Source organism: Paenibacillus sp. 05T425 (genome assembly GCF_056396205.1).
On record NZ_JBFTLA010000002.1, the window covers coordinates 658,548 to 674,293 of the forward strand.

Below are 15,746 nucleotides of genomic sequence, written 5' to 3' on the forward strand. Positions count from 1 at the left end.
GCACTTCAAATAGTAGTAGCTGAAGTGATGGGAAAATTTACGCTAACCGTCAGGTTGTTTTCCTGACGGTTTATATTACTTTATGGAGGCAATATACCGATGTAAAAGATATATGATTCAGGGTAAGAGGAGGCAACCATGAACGGATATTTTAAAGATAAAAAGGTGCTCATAGTTGGAGGAACCGGAACGATTGGGAGTTCGTTGTTGCAAACGATTCTTAAAGATGCACCAGAGGTCGTGCGTATATTTAGCAGGGACGAGCATAAACAGTACGATATGCAGCAGCAATATCGTACTGTAACGAATATTCGTTATTTGATTGGTGATGTGAGGGATATTGAACGCTTACGTCGTGCTATGCAGGATATTGATTTTGTGTTCCATGTTGCCGCAATGAAACATGTTCCATCCTGTGAATATAATCCTTTTGAGGCAGTTCAAACGAATATACTGGGCACACAAAATGTGATCCAAGCAGCCATCGACAGTAAGGTTGCAAAGGTTGTATTTACGAGCACGGATAAGGCGATAGCTCCGACAAATACCTATGGTGCCTCAAAGCTTATGGCTGAAAGGCTTGTATCTGCTGCACAATACTATGGCGGAGCCGGAAAAACGGTATTTTCCGCAGTACGTTTCGGTAATGTAATGGGTTCCCGTGGTTCGGTTATTCCTTTGTTTCAAAAGCAAATTAAAGAATGTTCACGCATTACTGTGACGCAAATGAATATGAGTCGGTTTATGATGACATTAAAGCAAGCGACCGAACTAACGGTTAAGTCGCTGCAGATGTCCCAAGGCGGTGAGGTATTTGTTCTCAAGATGCCTGTTATTAAACTTCAAGATCTAGCTGAATGCGTGGTGGAAGAGACCGGGAAACAGCTGTCGATTTATCCTTCGGATATCCAAATAGAAGAAATCGGACTTCGGATCGGTGAGAAGATGTACGAAGAATTGATGACGGAAGAGGAAGCTTCACATGCGTTTGAACTTGAGGATATGTTTATTATACCCAATGGCTTTGTAAGCGGAAAACAATATCCCGGTAGCAAGCCTGCTCAGGTGCGCAGCTACAGTTCGCATAATACGTCGTTTATTACCAAAGAAGAGGTTCGCCAAATACTACTTAATAACAACTTGTTGGACAATCCACAGAAAGATAGTAGTAGAAAGGTTACAGTATGAAGAATGTCGCCATTATTCAAGCAAGAATGGGATCTACTCGACTGCCGGGTAAAGTGATGCTGAAGCTAGGTGAGCACTCGGTTTTAGGTCATGTCATAACTAGATTGCAGCTGAGTAAAGGTATCGATGAGATTTGGGTCGCTACAAGTAACAAAGAGGCTGATCATGCTATTCATGATGAAGCTGCCAAATACGACGCCTTAGTCTATAGAGGAGATGAGAGTGACGTATTGGACCGCTATTATCAAACTGCTATTCTGGCTAAAGCGGACCGTATTATTCGTGTTACGTCCGATTGTCCTTTTATCGATAGTCAAATTGTAGACGAATTAATCGATTTATTTAATGAATCCAATTACGAATATGGAAGCAATACGCTTGAACGGTCATATCCAAGAGGATTAGATTGTGAAATATTTACATTTGAGTCGTTGGAGACGTCTTGGACTAAAGCAGATCAGTATTTTCAGAGAGAACATGTAACACCTTATATGTATCAAAATAGAGAAGTATTTAAAGTGATACAAATGATGAACTCCACAGATTGTTCTGCTCACAGATGGACGCTGGATACTAGGGAGGATTGGACGTTTATCCAGACGGTATATGAAAAGGGTAAGGCGCATAACCTCCAGCTGGACTTTCATAATATATTAAAACTATTGGAGCTATACCCGGAAATCGTGAACATTAATGCTCATATCGAACAGAAAAAGCTAGGGGAATGAGTGGCGGTCATTATGAAGATAGCAATTAGGGCAGATGCTTCCCATACGATCGGGTCAGGCCACTTCATGCGATGCCTAACACTTGCGTCGGAGCTCCAAGATATTGGTGCGGAAATCAAATGGCTGGCCTATGAGCTGGACAATATACATATGCGAATGTTAGATAGTAAACAGATTGAACTGATTCAATTACCAAGCGCAAGTTCCATTGGTTGTGCTAGCATACTACAAGATAAGGGTATTTTTTTTGATTGGTTAATCATTGACCACTATCAATGGGCCCTAGAAGACGAAATACGCATGCTAGCATGTGTATTCAAAATAATGGTAATTGATGATTTGGCGAACCGATCACATTATTGTCATTTGCTTTTGGATCAGAATGAATCCTTTGATATGCACACCCGTTACGATCGATTGTTGAATGCAGAAGCATCAAGACTACTGGGAAGTAAATACGCCTTACTGAGAGAGCAATTTGCATATGCGCGTTTAGAGCGAAAGCTGGCGTATGATGGCATGTTCAACATTCTAGTAAGCTACGGTGGAACTGATCCTACGAATGAGACTTGGAAAGCGTTAGATGCAATCGAAGGTTTACCTGCTTCCTCAAAAGTTAATATAATGGTCATTCTCGGCAATGGTAACAAAATGCAAGAAGAGATTGCGAATCGCTGTGAGACCCACGACAATTGGAATTTGTATATTCAGACAAATAATATGGCTGATTTCATGCAAAGTGCTGATGTTGCTCTATGTGCCGGCGGCACGACAACGTGGGAACGATACTGCTTAGGTCTGCCGGGTATTGTAACAATTGTCGCCGACAATCAAATAGAAATCGTTCAATTCGGCGAAAAAAGTGGTATTGATTATAATATGGGTTATTCTAATAACGTAACAGCAGCGGATATTCAACGTCAATTGCTGGTGCTGCTTCATGATAAACAACGACTGAATAGATCGGCCCATATTGCCATGGGTTTGGTAGATGGCAAAGGGGCAAAGCGTGTAGTGGAGTATATGCGATTTATTGACAATAAACGAGGTGCTGAAGCGTGAATGTACTTTGGCTTGGACCAGAAAGGCAGCATCTTTTTGAATATCTTCACGGATATGGGGATTGCGTGACTCAGACAGAGGAGTGCCTAGTTGGGGACGAAGAAATCCTACAGGGTAAGGATTTTTTGATTAGCTATGGCTATCGGCATAAATTGTCGACAGATGTCCTAGAATTGTTTAAATCGAATCGCGCCTTGAACATGCATATCTCGCTACTTCCATGGAATCGAGGATCAGATCCTAATCTTTGGAGCTTCTTGGAGGACACACCAAAGGGAGTTACCATTCATTTGTTAAATGAAGGATTGGATAAGGGGGATATCGTAATTCAAAAAAACGTTGAAATATTTAATGATGCTACTTTACGTTCATCCTACCAGCAGTTATGTCTTGAGATGGAACGGTTGTTTGTTGAAAACTGGCCGCTTATCAGAGACGAATTGCTGCAAAGCAAGCCTCAGGAGCCCGGCGGCAGCTATCATGCAAGTCGGGATAAAATCCAGTACGAGCATCTGTTGACTCAAGGATGGGATACGCCTGTCAGAGTATTAATTGCAAAAGCTTTTTTAATGAAGGAGAGGCTTATATGGAACAGTTCGAGATCACTATAGGCAATAGAAAGATTGGATCAAATCATCCACCGTTCATTATTGCGGAAATGTCGGGCAATCATAATCAGTCGCTAGAGAGAGCACTCGAAATCGTTGATGCTGCTGCCGAAGCGGGAGCGCATGCATTAAAGCTTCAGACTTATACTGCAGATACGATGACCTTGAATTTGCATAGCGGTGAATTTTATATTAATGATTCTAACAGCCTTTGGAAGGGGAAGTCGTTATACGAGCTTTATCAAGAGGCCTACACACCTTGGGAGTGGCATCAAACTATTTTCAATAGATGTCGTGAGCTTGGAATGTTGTGCTTTTCAACACCATTTGATGCGACGGCTATTGAATTTTTAGAAGGAATGGACGTACCAGCTTACAAAATCGCCTCATTTGAAAATACTGATATTCAATTAATTAAGAAGGCGGCTAGTACCGGTAAGCCTCTTATTATCTCGACCGGCATGGCTGAAATCTCAGAACTAGATGAGACCGTGCGTGCTGCTCGCGATGCGGGATGCACACAGCTCGTCCTACTAAAATGCACAAGTACTTATCCTGCAACGCCTGATAACACGAATATTATAACGATCCCTCATATGAAGCAGTTATTTAACTGCCAAGTTGGCCTCTCAGATCATACGATGGGGATCGGGGCGTCAGTTGCGAGCGTCGCTTTAGGCGCGACGGTGATTGAAAAGCATTTAACTCTGCGAAGATCAGACGGCGGAGTAGATTCCACCTTTTCCTTGGAGCCAAGTGAGTTGAAATCGCTTGTTGTTGAGACTGAAAGAGCTTGGCAATCTTTGGGGCAAGTGAGCTACGGGCCGTCCGAAAAAGAGAAAGCATCAATGATATTCCGAAGATCACTTTATATTGCCAAAGATATTAAGGCTGGAGAGACGATTACCTCGAAACATGTGAAAGCAATAAGACCAGGTTATGGATTGCCTCCTAAGTTCATTGAACTATTGATTGGCAAGAAAGCTAGAATTGATGTCAAGCAGGGTACTCCAATGAGCTGGGATATAATCGGATAACATATTTGGGAGGAAAGAATGTTGAACATTTTATTAACGGGCGGAGCAGGATTTATTGGACGTTGGGTAGCCAAGAGACTTCTGGATGACGGACATTCGGTATGGATTTTGGATAATTTGTCGAACGGCCGGGAAGAGAATATTAGAGAATTTATTGGGCATCCGGGCTTCAAGGCCTTAATTAAATGCTCGATCCTGGATGAGCAAATGCTAGAAKGGTTGTTTGACAACTCTGCGTTTGATATTTGCTACCATCTTGGGGCTTCTATTAACGTGCAAGATTCAATTGATGATCCTCGGACAACGTTTAATAATGATACTGTAGGCACCTTTTACGTTATGGAGCAATGCCGTAAGCATAATGTTAAAGTCGTATTTATGAGCACCTGTATGGTATATGACCGCTGTGCGGAAGATAGCGGTATAACAGAGAATCACCCAATTAAACCGGCTTCTCCGTATGCCGGATCAAAGATTGCAGCAGAGAACATGGTATTGTCCTATTTTTATGCCTACGGCCTGCCAACTGTAGTTATTCGGCCGTTCAACACGTACGGTCCTTTCCAAAAGACGGGCGGTGAAGGCGGTGTAGTTGCAATTTTCATTAAGAATAAGCTGGAGGGCAAAGACGTTAATATTTATKGGCAAGGTACACAGACACGCGATTTGCTCTATGTAGAAGATTGCGCTCGTTTTGTGGTGGAAGCGGGATATTCGGACAAAGTGAACGGTGAGATCGTTAATGCGGGGCTTGGGAGAGATATAACGATTAACGACCTAGCGAAATTAATCGTAGAGGATAGCAGCCGTATCCACCACGTTGAACATATTCACCCACAAAGCGAGATACAAAAGCTTTTGTGTAATTATACCAAGGCCAACGAACTGTTGGGATGGAGACCAATGATTACGTTGGAGGAAGGAATTCATCGTACAGAGCAATGGATTGCATCAACCGATTTAATCTAATATAGGAAGGCGGCAGTACTTATGATGAACAGTTCGCTCCCGATAAGAAGTACGACGTTGCCATACGGTAAGCAATCGATTGACGAGGCTGATATCGCTGCCGTTGTTGAGGTGCTGAAGAGCGACTTTATTACGCAGGGGCCTGCAGTTGTTCAATTTGAACATAAAGTGGCGGAATATGCCGGAGCCAAATACGCAGTAGCATTCAGCAATGGAACAGCTGCGTTGCACGCTGCTTGTTTTGCAGCAGGGATCGGCCCAGGTGATGAGGCAATTACGACTCCGATTACATTTTTGGCGAGCAGTAATTGCGTATTATACAGAGGGGGGGTTCCTATATTTGCGGATATAAAATCAGATACATACAATATTGATCCAGATGAAATTGTCAAAAAAATAACKAGTAAAACAAAGGCGATCATAGCAGTTGATTTTACTGGACAGCCGGTTGAGCTAGACCGCATAGAAGCAATAGCCCGAGAGCATGGGCTCATTTTGATTCATGACGCGGCGCATTCGCTGGGTGCTTCCTATAAAGGAAAGAAAATAGGAAGCTTCGGCAACATGACGATGTTTAGCTTTCATCCCGTTAAGCATGTAACGACAGGAGAGGGCGGAGTGATTGTGACTGATAGCGAGCACTTCTATCGTCAGTTGCTATTGTTTCGCAATCATGGAATGACAAGAGACGAGTCAATAATGTCAAAAAATGATGGTCCTTGGTATTATGAAATGATTGATCTGGGCTTAAACTATCGAATGACAGACATGCAGGCCGCACTAGGGGCTTCCCAAATGGACAAACTGGATCGTTTCGTGGAACGGCGTCGTTATATTGCTCACCGATACACGATGTCGCTAGACGGTATGAAAGGGCTTCAGTTGCCGTATCAGCATCCGGATTCGTTATCCAGTTGGCATATATTTGTAGTTCGGTGGCATAGTGATTTCTTCAAAACGGACCGCAAGCAAATCTTTAACGATTTAAGAGATGAAAATATCGGAGTCAACGTTCACTATATTCCAGTGTACAAGCAACCGTATTATAAAGGTCTAGGATACGAAGATAATCAATGTGAGTGCGCAGAGGAGTACTATAAAACAGCAATCACACTCCCCATCTTTCCGTCAATGACCGATCAAGATATAGAAGATGTAGTTACAGCTGTTAAGAAGATATATTTCAGTTACATAATATGAATTGTTTATAATAATAATATAGAGGCTTACTATATCTCATAATAAGAGGTGTCTTAAAGCATCAAAAATTTATGAAACACAGACTTCTTTTGGCTAAGCGTATGACTTGCTACATAATTTGAGCGATCAACATTAAGTTTCATAAATAGTTGCTGACAGATGGACTAAGGTTATTTATCCTTGTAGGTAATCTTATGACGGGCGGTTGCATATCGACAGCTGATTTATTTACATGATTGAATAAAATGTAAAGTCAATTAAAAGGAAATACTAATTCATAGATTACTTCAATACTTAAAAAAGGTGTAGCAAAGGTAATGAATCCGCTTACAACAAATTGTTTGACAATTCCATTAACGGGGTGTTATAGTCAAATTGTGGGCCAGACCTTAAGACGTCTCACAGTATTTTGAAGATGAAGGGAATGTTTGCGATGCAAGGTAAAGTTAAATGGTTTAATGCTGAGAAGGGTTATGGATTCATCGAAACGGAGCAAGGCGGCGACGTATTTGTTCATTTCTCCGCAATCCAATCCGAAGGCTTCAAAACACTCGAAGAAGGCCAATCGGTTGAATTCGACATTGTAGAAGGCGCACGCGGTCCACAAGCTGCAAACGTAGTCAAACTGTAATCATCCGGCTATCATTGGCCACCTTATAGATGGTTCGATTGACAAGTGCCTAACACGAGCTCCGGGTAACCGGGGCTCTTTTTTTGTTGCTGGCCGAGCTCTATTAATTTCGACACTTTTATCTGAAAATTCTAAATAAACTAAAAACAATTTTGTATTCGCTTCCCGCATATGATATAATAAAAGCATGTAAAGGAGGAGTTCCCCATGATGTACAACATTCGAGGTCAACGCTTTCAAGTTACAGATGCTTTGAGAGACTACGTCGAGAAGAAACTCAGCCGATTGGAAAGGTATTTTGAAACGCCAGTCGCCTCCGAAATCAACGTTACCTTATCGGTGACCAAAGGTCAGCACACGGTAGAGGTGACAATCCCGCTCGTCGGCGTTATGCTTAGAGCCGAAGAGAAGAGCGAGGATATGTATGCATCCATAGACGTTGTAGTGGATAAGCTGGAACGTCAAATTCGAAAACATAAAACAAAGGTGAATCGTAAATTCAGGCAAGGCAGCGGTGTACGTGCATTGTTCCGAGAGGAAGGATCGGCCGTATCCGTATTGGATGAGGAAGATGAACTGGAACTCGTGCGCACGAAGCGCTTTACTCTTAAGCCTATGGACGTGGAAGAAGCCATTTTACAAATGAATATGGTGGGCCATAATTTCTTCGTTTTCGCCAACTCAGATAGTAAGGAAGTTAACGTCGTGTATAAGCGCAGCGACGGCAAATATGGATTAATTGAACAAGGATAATGTAACCATATACGGAAGCGGAAAGCACCTCTTTTCCCTAGTGGGAAAGGGGTGTTTTTCGTTTCGAGGGCATCCGTTGCGGAGGTGTCTACAAACTGTTACAATTTAAGGCAAAGAGTCGTAATTCGAAAGGGGAACAATATGCTCGGATTAGTGAAAAAGATATTCGGCGATGCCAATGAGCGAGAAGTGAAACGGCTCATGCGCACGGTAGATGAAATAAATGCAATGGAATCCAAATTCACTGCGCTGAGCGATGATCAGCTACGCGGAAAGACGGATGAATTCAAGGCGCGTATCGCGAAAGGCGAGGAGCTTGAAGAGCTGCTGCCTGAAGTATTCGCGACAGTAAGGGAAGCGTCCAAGCGCGTGCTGGGCATGCGTCATTTCGACGTTCAGTTGCTAGGCGGCATGGTGCTTCACGAAGGCAAGATCTCGGAGATGAAGACGGGTGAAGGCAAGACGCTCGTCGGTACGCTTCCGGTGTACTTGAATGCGCTGCTCGGCAGAGGCGTTCATGTCGTTACGGTCAATAACTACTTGGCACAGCGCGACAGCGAACTGATGGGTCAGCTGTACAACTTCTTGGGCATGACTGTAGGCTGTAACCTTCACGGCTTGTCTCATGACGAGAAGCAGGAAGCTTATGCTTGCGACATTACGTACGGAACGAACAACGAGTTCGGTTTCGATTATTTGCGCGATAATATGGTGCTCTATAAAGAACAAATGGTTCAACGCCCGCTTTACTTCGCGATCATTGACGAAGTGGACTCCATCTTGGTCGACGAAGCGCGTACGCCGCTTATCATTTCGGGACAAGCTGCCAAGTCGACGGAGCTCTATTACGCGGCTGATCGCTTCGTAAGCCGTCTGAAGCCGGAGGAAGACTTTACGATCGACGTGAAGCTTCGCAACGTGACGCTCACGGAGTCAGGCGTAGAGAAGGCAGAGCGTGCGTTCAGCATTGAGAACTTGTTCGATCATGATAACATTCTTATTAATCATCACGTTCAGCAAGGTCTTAAAGCGAACTTTATTATGAAACGCGATGTTGACTATGTTGTCCAAGAGGACGAAGTCGTAATCGTCGACGAATTCACGGGCCGTCTGATGTCCGGACGCCGTTATAGCGATGGTTTGCACCAAGCGATTGAAGCGAAGGAGCAACTGAAGGTTCAGAACGAGAGTATGACGCTGGCAACGATTACGTTCCAGAACTACTTCCGTATGTATCGCAAGCTGGCAGGCATGACGGGTACGGCTAAGACGGAGGAAGAGGAGTTCAAGCGGATCTACGGCCTGGATGTTATTCAGATTCCAACGAACCGTACGATGGTCAGGAACGACCTTCCGGACGTCGTCTACAAAACCGAGAACGGCAAGTTCAAAGCCGTTGTCGAGCAGATCGTAGAGCGGCATGCGAAGAACCAGCCGGTGCTCGTAGGTACGATCTCGATCGAGAACTCCGAGAAGCTCTCCGAGATGCTCAAGCGCAGAGGCGTTCAGCACAAAGTGCTTAACGCGAAGTTCCATGCGGAGGAAGCAGAGATTATTTCCCGCGCTGGTCAAGCAGGTTCGGTTACGATCGCAACGAACATGGCCGGCCGCGGTACCGATATTTTGCTGGGCGAAACGGTTGGCGAGCTTGGCGGTCTGCACATCATCGGCACGGAGCGTCATGAGAGCCGCCGAATCGATAATCAGCTTCGCGGACGCGCAGGGCGTCAAGGCGACCCTGGCTCGTCGCAGTTCTACCTTTCGCTGCAGGATGAGCTCATGCGCCGCTTCGGTTCCGAGAACATCATGGGCATGATGGATCGTCTTGGTCTGGATGAGGATCAGCCGATCGAGAGCCGCATGATTACGAAGGCGGTTGAATCCGCTCAGAAGCGCGTAGAGGGCAATAACTTCGATACGCGGAAAGTCGTCTTGCAATATGACGATGTCATGAATCAGCAGCGTGAAGTTATCTACAAACAGCGTCGCGATATTCTTGGTTCGGAAGACATCCGCCAAGAGGTTATGGATATGATTAAGCCGGTTATCGATCGGATCGTTGAGGCGCACTGCTCGGAGGATATCCCGGAAGAGTGGGATTTGGAAGCAATCGTGGATTACGTGCAAGCAACTTTCCTGGAGGAAGGCTCGATTACTCGTGACCAGCTTTGGGGCAAGGAGAAGGAAGAGATTGTCGACTTCATCTACGGCAAAGTTGTTGCATACTACGACCAACGCGAGGAAGAGCTTGGTAAAGAGACGATGCGTGAATTCGAGAAAGTTGTCGTGCTACGCGCAGTAGACAGCAAGTGGATGGACCATATCGACGCGATGGATCAGCTTCGCCAAGGTATCCATCTTCGCGCTTACGGCGGTACGGATCCGCTTCGCGAATATCAATTCGAGGGCTTCGAGATGTTCAAGGAAATGATCGAGAACATTCAAGAGGAAGTATCGAAATATATTATGAAAGCTCGCGTCGAGAGCAACCTGGAGCGTCAAGAGGTTGTGAAAGGACAAACGACGAGCACGAGCGGCGGCGGAGAGGCTGCCGAGAAACGTCCGGCGAAGCGTGAAGAGCGCGTTGGACGGAACGATGCATGCCCATGCGGCAGCGGTAAGAAATATAAGCAGTGCCACKGGAAGTAATAGAAGATAGTACGCCAACACACGATATTCGCGACCTGCGAATATCGTGTTCTATTGGCAACAACCATATTATGAGGTGAAGCAGACGCTATGTTAGACATAACGGTGAAACAAGATCTGCGTGAAATGGCGAAACGACTCCAAGAACTTAGGGGGTCTCTTTGACTTAGATCTTAAGCAAGAGATGATCGCGAACTTCGAGGAGAAGATGTCGTCGCCGGATTTTTGGGATGACAATGACCGAGCGCAAGGCATCATATCTGAACTAAACGCGGTGAAGTCGGTGGTCGAGGAATATGACCGCATGAATGCCGATCAAGAAGATCTGCAGATGATGCTGGAGCTTGCAGAGGAAGAGAGCGATGAATCGCTGAAAGCCGATCTCGTTAGCGGCGTCAAGGCGCTGAATAGCAAGCTGAGCGACTTCGAGCTGCAGTTGCTGCTTAATCAGCCGTATGACCGTTTAAATGCAATCGTCGAGCTGCATCCGGGCGCTGGCGGCACCGAGTCGCAGGACTGGGGAATGATGCTGTACCGGATGTATACGCGATGGGCGGAGAAGCGGGGCTTCAAGGTCGAGCTGCTTGATTATTTGCCTGGGGATGAAGCCGGAATTAAGAGTGTAACGATTCTTGTCAAAGGCCACAATGCTTACGGCTATATGAAAGCGGAGAAGGGTGTCCACCGTCTCGTACGTATCTCGCCGTTCGATTCGGCCGGCAGACGGCATACCTCATTCGCATCCTGCGATGTAATGCCGGAAATCGATGACGATATCGAGATCGAGATTCGTTCTGAGGATCTGAAGGTCGACACGTACCGTGCCAGCGGCGCGGGCGGCCAGCACGTCAACAAGACGGAGTCGGCGATTCGGATCACGCATATTCCATCGGGAATCATCGTAGCTTGTCAGCAAGAACGTTCGCAGATAGCGAACCGTGACCGTGCGATGAAGATGCTTCGTTCCAAGCTCTACGAGCGTAAGATCGAGGAGCAGATGAAGCATTTAGCCGAGATTCGCGGCGAGCAATCGGATATTGCATGGGGCAGCCAAATTCGCTCATACGTATTCCATCCGTACAGCATGGTCAAAGATCATCGGACGGGTGTGGAGACAGGTAACATCGGAGCGGTGATGGACGGCGAATTGGACGCTTTTATCGATGGATACTTGCGCAATCAGATTCGCCACGAATAGCGGATGGCTCTTGAGCCAGAAGCTGCAAGCGAGCTTAATTGCATAGGATAGGAGAAGAGTTCCAACACTGATAAGGTGTGGAACTCTTCTTTTTGCCGCTTGCCGCTTACATAGAAAAAAACACGAAACGAACCTTACATACCGTTTGCCGAATAAAGGAGATGACATCATGGCGGAAGAAAGTAGGGTTAAACGAAGAAAAAGCAGGGAGCAGCTTAGTCCGAGATCAATGTTGGTCTGGCAGATCGCACAACTGCTAGTCGGCTCGGCGATCGTAGCCGTAAGCTTCAATATGTTCATGGTGCCTAACGGCATTGCCTCCGGAGGCGTTTCAGGATTGTCGATCTTGGTGCAGAGGTTGGCTGATATTACGCCGGCGATTACGCAATGGGCGATTAATATTCCGTTGTTCTTTGCCGGGTTATGGCTGCTTGGCAGGAAATTCGCCTTGAAGACAGCGCTCGGCTCGGTGCTGCTTCCGTTGTTCGTCCTGCTTACGGATGGCATACATACGCCTACGCATAATCCGCTGCTGGCGGCCATCTACGGCGGCATCGGCGTCGGATTAGGCCTCGGCCTCGTGTTTCGCGGTGGCGGTTCGACGGGCGGCGTCGACTTGGCGGCTCAAATTTTGCATAAGTACACGGGGCTTCCGCTTAGCCTTGCGGTCGTATGCTTCGACGGCTGCGTGATTGCGGCGGCGGGGCTCATCATTTCGCCGGAGATAGCGCTCTACGCGCTTATTGGTTTGTTTGTCACGAGCAAGACGATCGATTTTGTTCAGACGGGTCTCCAACTCTCTAAGGTAGCTTTCGTGATTAGCGATCAGTCGGAGCAAGTCGCGGACGCGATCTTGCATGATTTGGACCGCGGGCTTACGCGGCTGGACGGCCATGGCGGTTATACCGGCGCCGGTCGAACGGTGCTAATGGTTGTCGTGTCGCAGAATGAAGTGCCGAAGCTGAAGCAACTCGTGCGGGCCATTGATCCGAACGCTTTCGTTATCATAAGCAACACGGCCGAGGTGCTTGGCCAGGGCTTCAAGCTAGACGGCTAACAGCGCGATAAAGGTGAGTTTGATGGCATCAAATGTTCATTGTATTTTTATTAATCAAAATGTATAATAATACGAAACGCTGCATGTATTTTCATCAACTGTGGAATGATGTACAATTAAAAGTTGTGGAAGAGGACAACCTTCCGTTCATAAATACAAGAAAGAATAGGGATTCAATAATAGATAGAGCGGCTGTACGAAGCTTTGGCGCAGGTTGCCACGAGATAGCGGCCGGTAACGAGGAGATGTAGATAATGGAAACGAAGTTGAAAGTAGCAATTGTAGGCTCAACCGGCTACGGCGGGGTTGAATTGATTCGGTTGTTGGCCTCTCATCCGCGCGCGGAAGTGACATCGGTCACTTCGTCCTCCAGCGCTGGAACGCCTATCTCGCAAGGCTTTCCGCACCTGACGGGCATTCATGAAGAATTGCTCGACGATGTGACGCCTGAGACGATTAAAGCGAAAGCGGATGTCGTGTTCTTGGCCACGCCTGCTGGCGTAGCTTCGAAGCTTGCTCCGCAGCTGCTGGAGGTCGGGCTTAAAGTTATCGACCTGTCTGGCGACTATCGGTTGAAATCGCCTGAGCTGTATGAAGAGTGGTACAAGAAGCCTGCGGCAGACGCGCGTTACTTGGAGCAAGCCGTATTCGGTCTTGCGGAAGTATATGGCGACAATGTTCGCGATGCGGCATTTATCTCTAATCCGGGCTGTTACCCGACTGCGACGCTGCTTGGGCTAGTTCCTGCCGTTAAAGCAGGCTGGATCGACCCGACAACGATTATTATCGATGCGAAGTCCGGCGTCTCCGGTGCGGGCCGCGGTCTATCGCTTGGCAATCATTATGCCGAAATTAATGAAAACTTCAAAGCTTACAAGCTGAACAAGCATCAGCATATTCCGGAAATCGAGATGGTGCTTTCGGATGCGGCGGGCAAACCTGTCGTGACGACGTTTTCTACTCATTTAGTGCCAATGACGCGCGGCATTATGTCCACGATGTATGCGACGGTGCAAGGTGAGAGAAGCGCAAGCGACTTCATCGAGCTGTACCAACAGTATTATGAAGGACGCCGCTTCGTGCGCATTCGTCCAGAGGGAGAGCTGCCGTCGACGAAGGAAGTATGGGGCTCCAACTATTGCGATATTAGCTTCGCAGTCGATAAACGCACGGGCCGGATTACGATTGTATCGGTCATTGATAACTTGGTCAAGGGCGCTGCCGGTCAAGCGATCCAAAATATGAATATAATGATGGGCTGGGACGAGACGCTCGGTTTGCAATTCGTTCCTGTTTATCCGTAAGGTTATTTTTTGCATGCAATAATAAGAGAGCTGACAACGGACTCATACGCTTGTTACTTTATAATATTCGATCAGATGAAGGAGAAACGATCTTATTATGGGACAGGGTAATCATTCACTGTTCTCGGTCGTCGAAGACGGCTCGATAACGACGCCTATCGGTTTCACGGCAGGCGGATTGCATTGCGGACTGAAAAAATCGACGCGCCATGATCTTGGCGCGATCGTCTGCGAGGTGCCCGCAGCGGCAGCTGGCGTATATACAACGAATGTATTTCAAGCAGCTCCGCTGCAAGTGACGCGCGAGAGCATCGGCTCTGGCGGCACACTTCGCGCCGTGCTCGTGAACAGCGGCAACGCGAACGCGTGCACAGGTAAGCAAGGCGAAGCGGATGCTTATGAGATGCGCGCCCGTTTTGCCGAGGCGATCGGCGTGTCGGCCGATCATGTGGCCGTAGCTTCAACCGGCGTTATCGGCGAACTGCTCAAGATGGACAAAGTAAGAGCCGGTATCGATGGGCTGCCAGGCAAGCTTGCCGGAGACCGTACAGGAGCGGATCATTTCTGCCAAGCGATCTTAACGACTGATCTTGTGCAGAAGATGGTGTGCGTAGAGCTCGAGATTGACGGTAAGCGAGTTAGCGTTGCGGGAGCGGCAAAAGGATCTGGCATGATTCATCCGAACATGGCGACGATGCTTGGCTTCGTTACGACGGATGCGGCAATCGGCAGCGAGGCGCTTCAGCAGTTGCTGCGTCAGGCGACTGACCTTACGTTCAATATGATTACGGTTGATGGAGACACAAGCACGAATGACATGCTCGTAGCGATGGCAAGCGGACTTGCCGACAATAACGAGCTGACACCGCAGCATGAGAGCTGGGCAGCATACGCTGCTGCTGTTCGCTATGTATGCGAAGTGCTTGCTAAGGCGATCGCGCGCGACGGTGAAGGCGCGACGAAGCTCGTTGAGGTTCAAGTGCGAGGCGCGGTGAGCGACGATGCGGCGCAAGCCATTGCCAAGACGGTCATTGGCTCGTCGCTTGTGAAGTCTGCCGTATTCGGCGCTGACGCGAACTGGGGCCGTATTATAGCGGCTGTGGGCCGTGCGGGCCAGCCGGTTAATCCAGAGACGGTCGACATCCGACTAGGCGACATTATTACGCTGGAGCAGTCGCGTCCCGTCGTGTTCGACGAAGCGGCTGCCTTGGAATATTTGAAGGGCGACACGGTCGTTATCCTCGTCGATCTTCATATGGCGGATGGGCAAGCAACGGCTTGGGGCTGCGATCTGACCTATGATTATGTCCGCATTAACGCGGCATATCGGACATAGAGAGTCTAACGTTGGAGGGCATAATA

14 protein-coding genes are annotated in these 15,746 nt (G+C 47.2%); all 14 read left to right on the forward strand.

Annotation, left to right across the window (positions count from 1 at the left end):
* The first annotated feature begins 138 nt into the window (after positions 1-138).
* The 14 genes from AC1DF0_RS06710 (at position 139) to argJ (ending at position 15,720) form a co-directional block, all read left to right on the forward strand.
* Entirely contained in the window at positions 139-1,188 is a 1,050-nt protein-coding gene (locus AC1DF0_RS06710; RefSeq protein WP_477573444.1) for a UDP-N-acetylglucosamine 4,6-dehydratase family protein, read from the forward strand.
* Entirely contained in the window at positions 1,185-1,916 is a 732-nt protein-coding gene (locus AC1DF0_RS06715) for a cytidylyltransferase domain-containing protein (protein ID WP_477573445.1), read from the forward strand. The genes AC1DF0_RS06710 and AC1DF0_RS06715 overlap by 4 nt, the downstream gene beginning before the upstream one ends.
* A 12-nt stretch (positions 1,917-1,928) precedes the next feature.
* Entirely contained in the window at positions 1,929-2,978 is a 1,050-nt protein-coding gene (gene pseG, locus AC1DF0_RS06720) for a UDP-2,4-diacetamido-2,4,6-trideoxy-beta-L-altropyranose hydrolase (RefSeq protein WP_477573446.1), read from the forward strand.
* Positions 2,975-3,589 (forward strand): formyltransferase family protein, encoded by a 615-nt coding sequence (locus tag AC1DF0_RS06725; RefSeq protein WP_477573447.1) that lies wholly within the window; start codon positions 2,975-2,977, stop codon positions 3,587-3,589. Before pseG ends, AC1DF0_RS06725 begins: the two co-directional genes overlap by 4 nt.
* Positions 3,565-4,623 carry a pseudaminic acid synthase gene (pseI, locus tag AC1DF0_RS06730; protein ID WP_477573448.1) on the forward strand — a complete coding sequence of 353 codons (1,059 nt, stop codon included), beginning with the start codon at positions 3,565-3,567 and terminating at the stop codon, positions 4,621-4,623. Before AC1DF0_RS06725 ends, pseI begins: the two co-directional genes overlap by 25 nt.
* Positions 4,624-4,644: 21 nt before the next feature.
* Complete coding sequence (locus AC1DF0_RS06735) at positions 4,645-5,592, forward strand: dTDP-glucose 4,6-dehydratase (RefSeq protein WP_477573476.1); 948 nt, start codon at positions 4,645-4,647, stop codon at positions 5,590-5,592.
* Between the two features lie 21 nt (positions 5,593-5,613).
* Positions 5,614-6,792: a UDP-4-amino-4,6-dideoxy-N-acetyl-beta-L-altrosamine transaminase gene (gene pseC / locus AC1DF0_RS06740; RefSeq protein ID WP_477573449.1), complete on the forward strand. Its 1,179-nt coding sequence runs from the start codon at positions 5,614-5,616 to the stop codon at positions 6,790-6,792.
* Between the two features lie 433 nt (positions 6,793-7,225).
* Complete coding sequence (locus AC1DF0_RS06745) at positions 7,226-7,423, forward strand: cold-shock protein (protein ID WP_028599014.1); 198 nt, start codon at positions 7,226-7,228, stop codon at positions 7,421-7,423.
* 207 nt (positions 7,424-7,630) lie between these two features.
* Positions 7,631-8,176 (forward strand): ribosome hibernation-promoting factor, HPF/YfiA family, encoded by a 546-nt coding sequence (gene hpf, locus AC1DF0_RS06750; RefSeq protein ID WP_477573450.1) that lies wholly within the window; start codon positions 7,631-7,633, stop codon positions 8,174-8,176.
* A 141-nt stretch (positions 8,177-8,317) separates the two neighbouring features.
* Positions 8,318-10,825, forward strand: coding sequence for a preprotein translocase subunit SecA (gene secA / locus AC1DF0_RS06755; RefSeq protein ID WP_477573451.1), 2,508 nt, complete (start codon positions 8,318-8,320; stop codon positions 10,823-10,825).
* A gap of 90 nt (positions 10,826-10,915) precedes the next feature.
* Positions 10,916-12,023, forward strand: a protein-coding gene (gene prfB, locus AC1DF0_RS06760) for a peptide chain release factor 2 (RefSeq protein WP_477573452.1) whose coding sequence is annotated in 2 segments (ribosomal slippage) — positions 10,916-10,987 and positions 10,989-12,023 — 1,107 coding nt in all. Because the reading frame shifts where the segments join, the coding sequence is not laid out codon by codon here.
* Positions 12,024-12,192: 169 nt separating this feature from the next.
* Complete coding sequence (locus tag AC1DF0_RS06765) at positions 12,193-13,080, forward strand: YitT family protein (RefSeq protein ID WP_477573453.1); 888 nt, start codon at positions 12,193-12,195, stop codon at positions 13,078-13,080.
* Between the two features lie 254 nt (positions 13,081-13,334).
* On the forward strand, positions 13,335-14,384 hold the full coding sequence (argC, locus tag AC1DF0_RS06770) for an N-acetyl-gamma-glutamyl-phosphate reductase (protein WP_477573454.1): 1,050 nt from the start codon (positions 13,335-13,337) through the stop codon (positions 14,382-14,384).
* Positions 14,385-14,481: 97 nt separating this feature from the next.
* Positions 14,482-15,720 carry a bifunctional ornithine acetyltransferase/N-acetylglutamate synthase gene (argJ, locus tag AC1DF0_RS06775; RefSeq protein WP_477573455.1) on the forward strand — a complete coding sequence of 413 codons (1,239 nt, stop codon included), beginning with the start codon at positions 14,482-14,484 and terminating at the stop codon, positions 15,718-15,720.
* Positions 15,721-15,746: the final 26 nt, after the last annotated feature.

Excerpts from the sequence above, each read along its gene's own strand:
- argJ (WP_477573455.1), top strand. The coding sequence starts at position 14,482 with ATGGGACAGGGTAATCATTCACTGTTCTCGGTCGTCGAAGACGGCTCG.
- argC (WP_477573454.1), top strand. The coding sequence starts at position 13,335 with ATGGAAACGAAGTTGAAAGTAGCAATTGTAGGCTCAACCGGCTACGGC.
- hpf (WP_477573450.1), top strand. The coding sequence starts at position 7,631 with ATGATGTACAACATTCGAGGTCAACGCTTTCAAGTTACAGATGCTTTG.
- AC1DF0_RS06715 (WP_477573445.1), top strand. The coding sequence starts at position 1,185 with ATGAAGAATGTCGCCATTATTCAAGCAAGAATGGGATCTACTCGACTG.
- AC1DF0_RS06745 (WP_028599014.1), top strand. The coding sequence starts at position 7,226 with ATGCAAGGTAAAGTTAAATGGTTTAATGCTGAGAAGGGTTATGGATTC.
- AC1DF0_RS06765 (WP_477573453.1), top strand. The coding sequence starts at position 12,193 with ATGGCGGAAGAAAGTAGGGTTAAACGAAGAAAAAGCAGGGAGCAGCTT.
- pseG (WP_477573446.1), top strand. The coding sequence starts at position 1,929 with ATGAAGATAGCAATTAGGGCAGATGCTTCCCATACGATCGGGTCAGGC.
- AC1DF0_RS06710 (WP_477573444.1), top strand. The coding sequence starts at position 139 with ATGAACGGATATTTTAAAGATAAAAAGGTGCTCATAGTTGGAGGAACC.
- pseI (WP_477573448.1), top strand. The coding sequence starts at position 3,565 with ATGGAACAGTTCGAGATCACTATAGGCAATAGAAAGATTGGATCAAAT.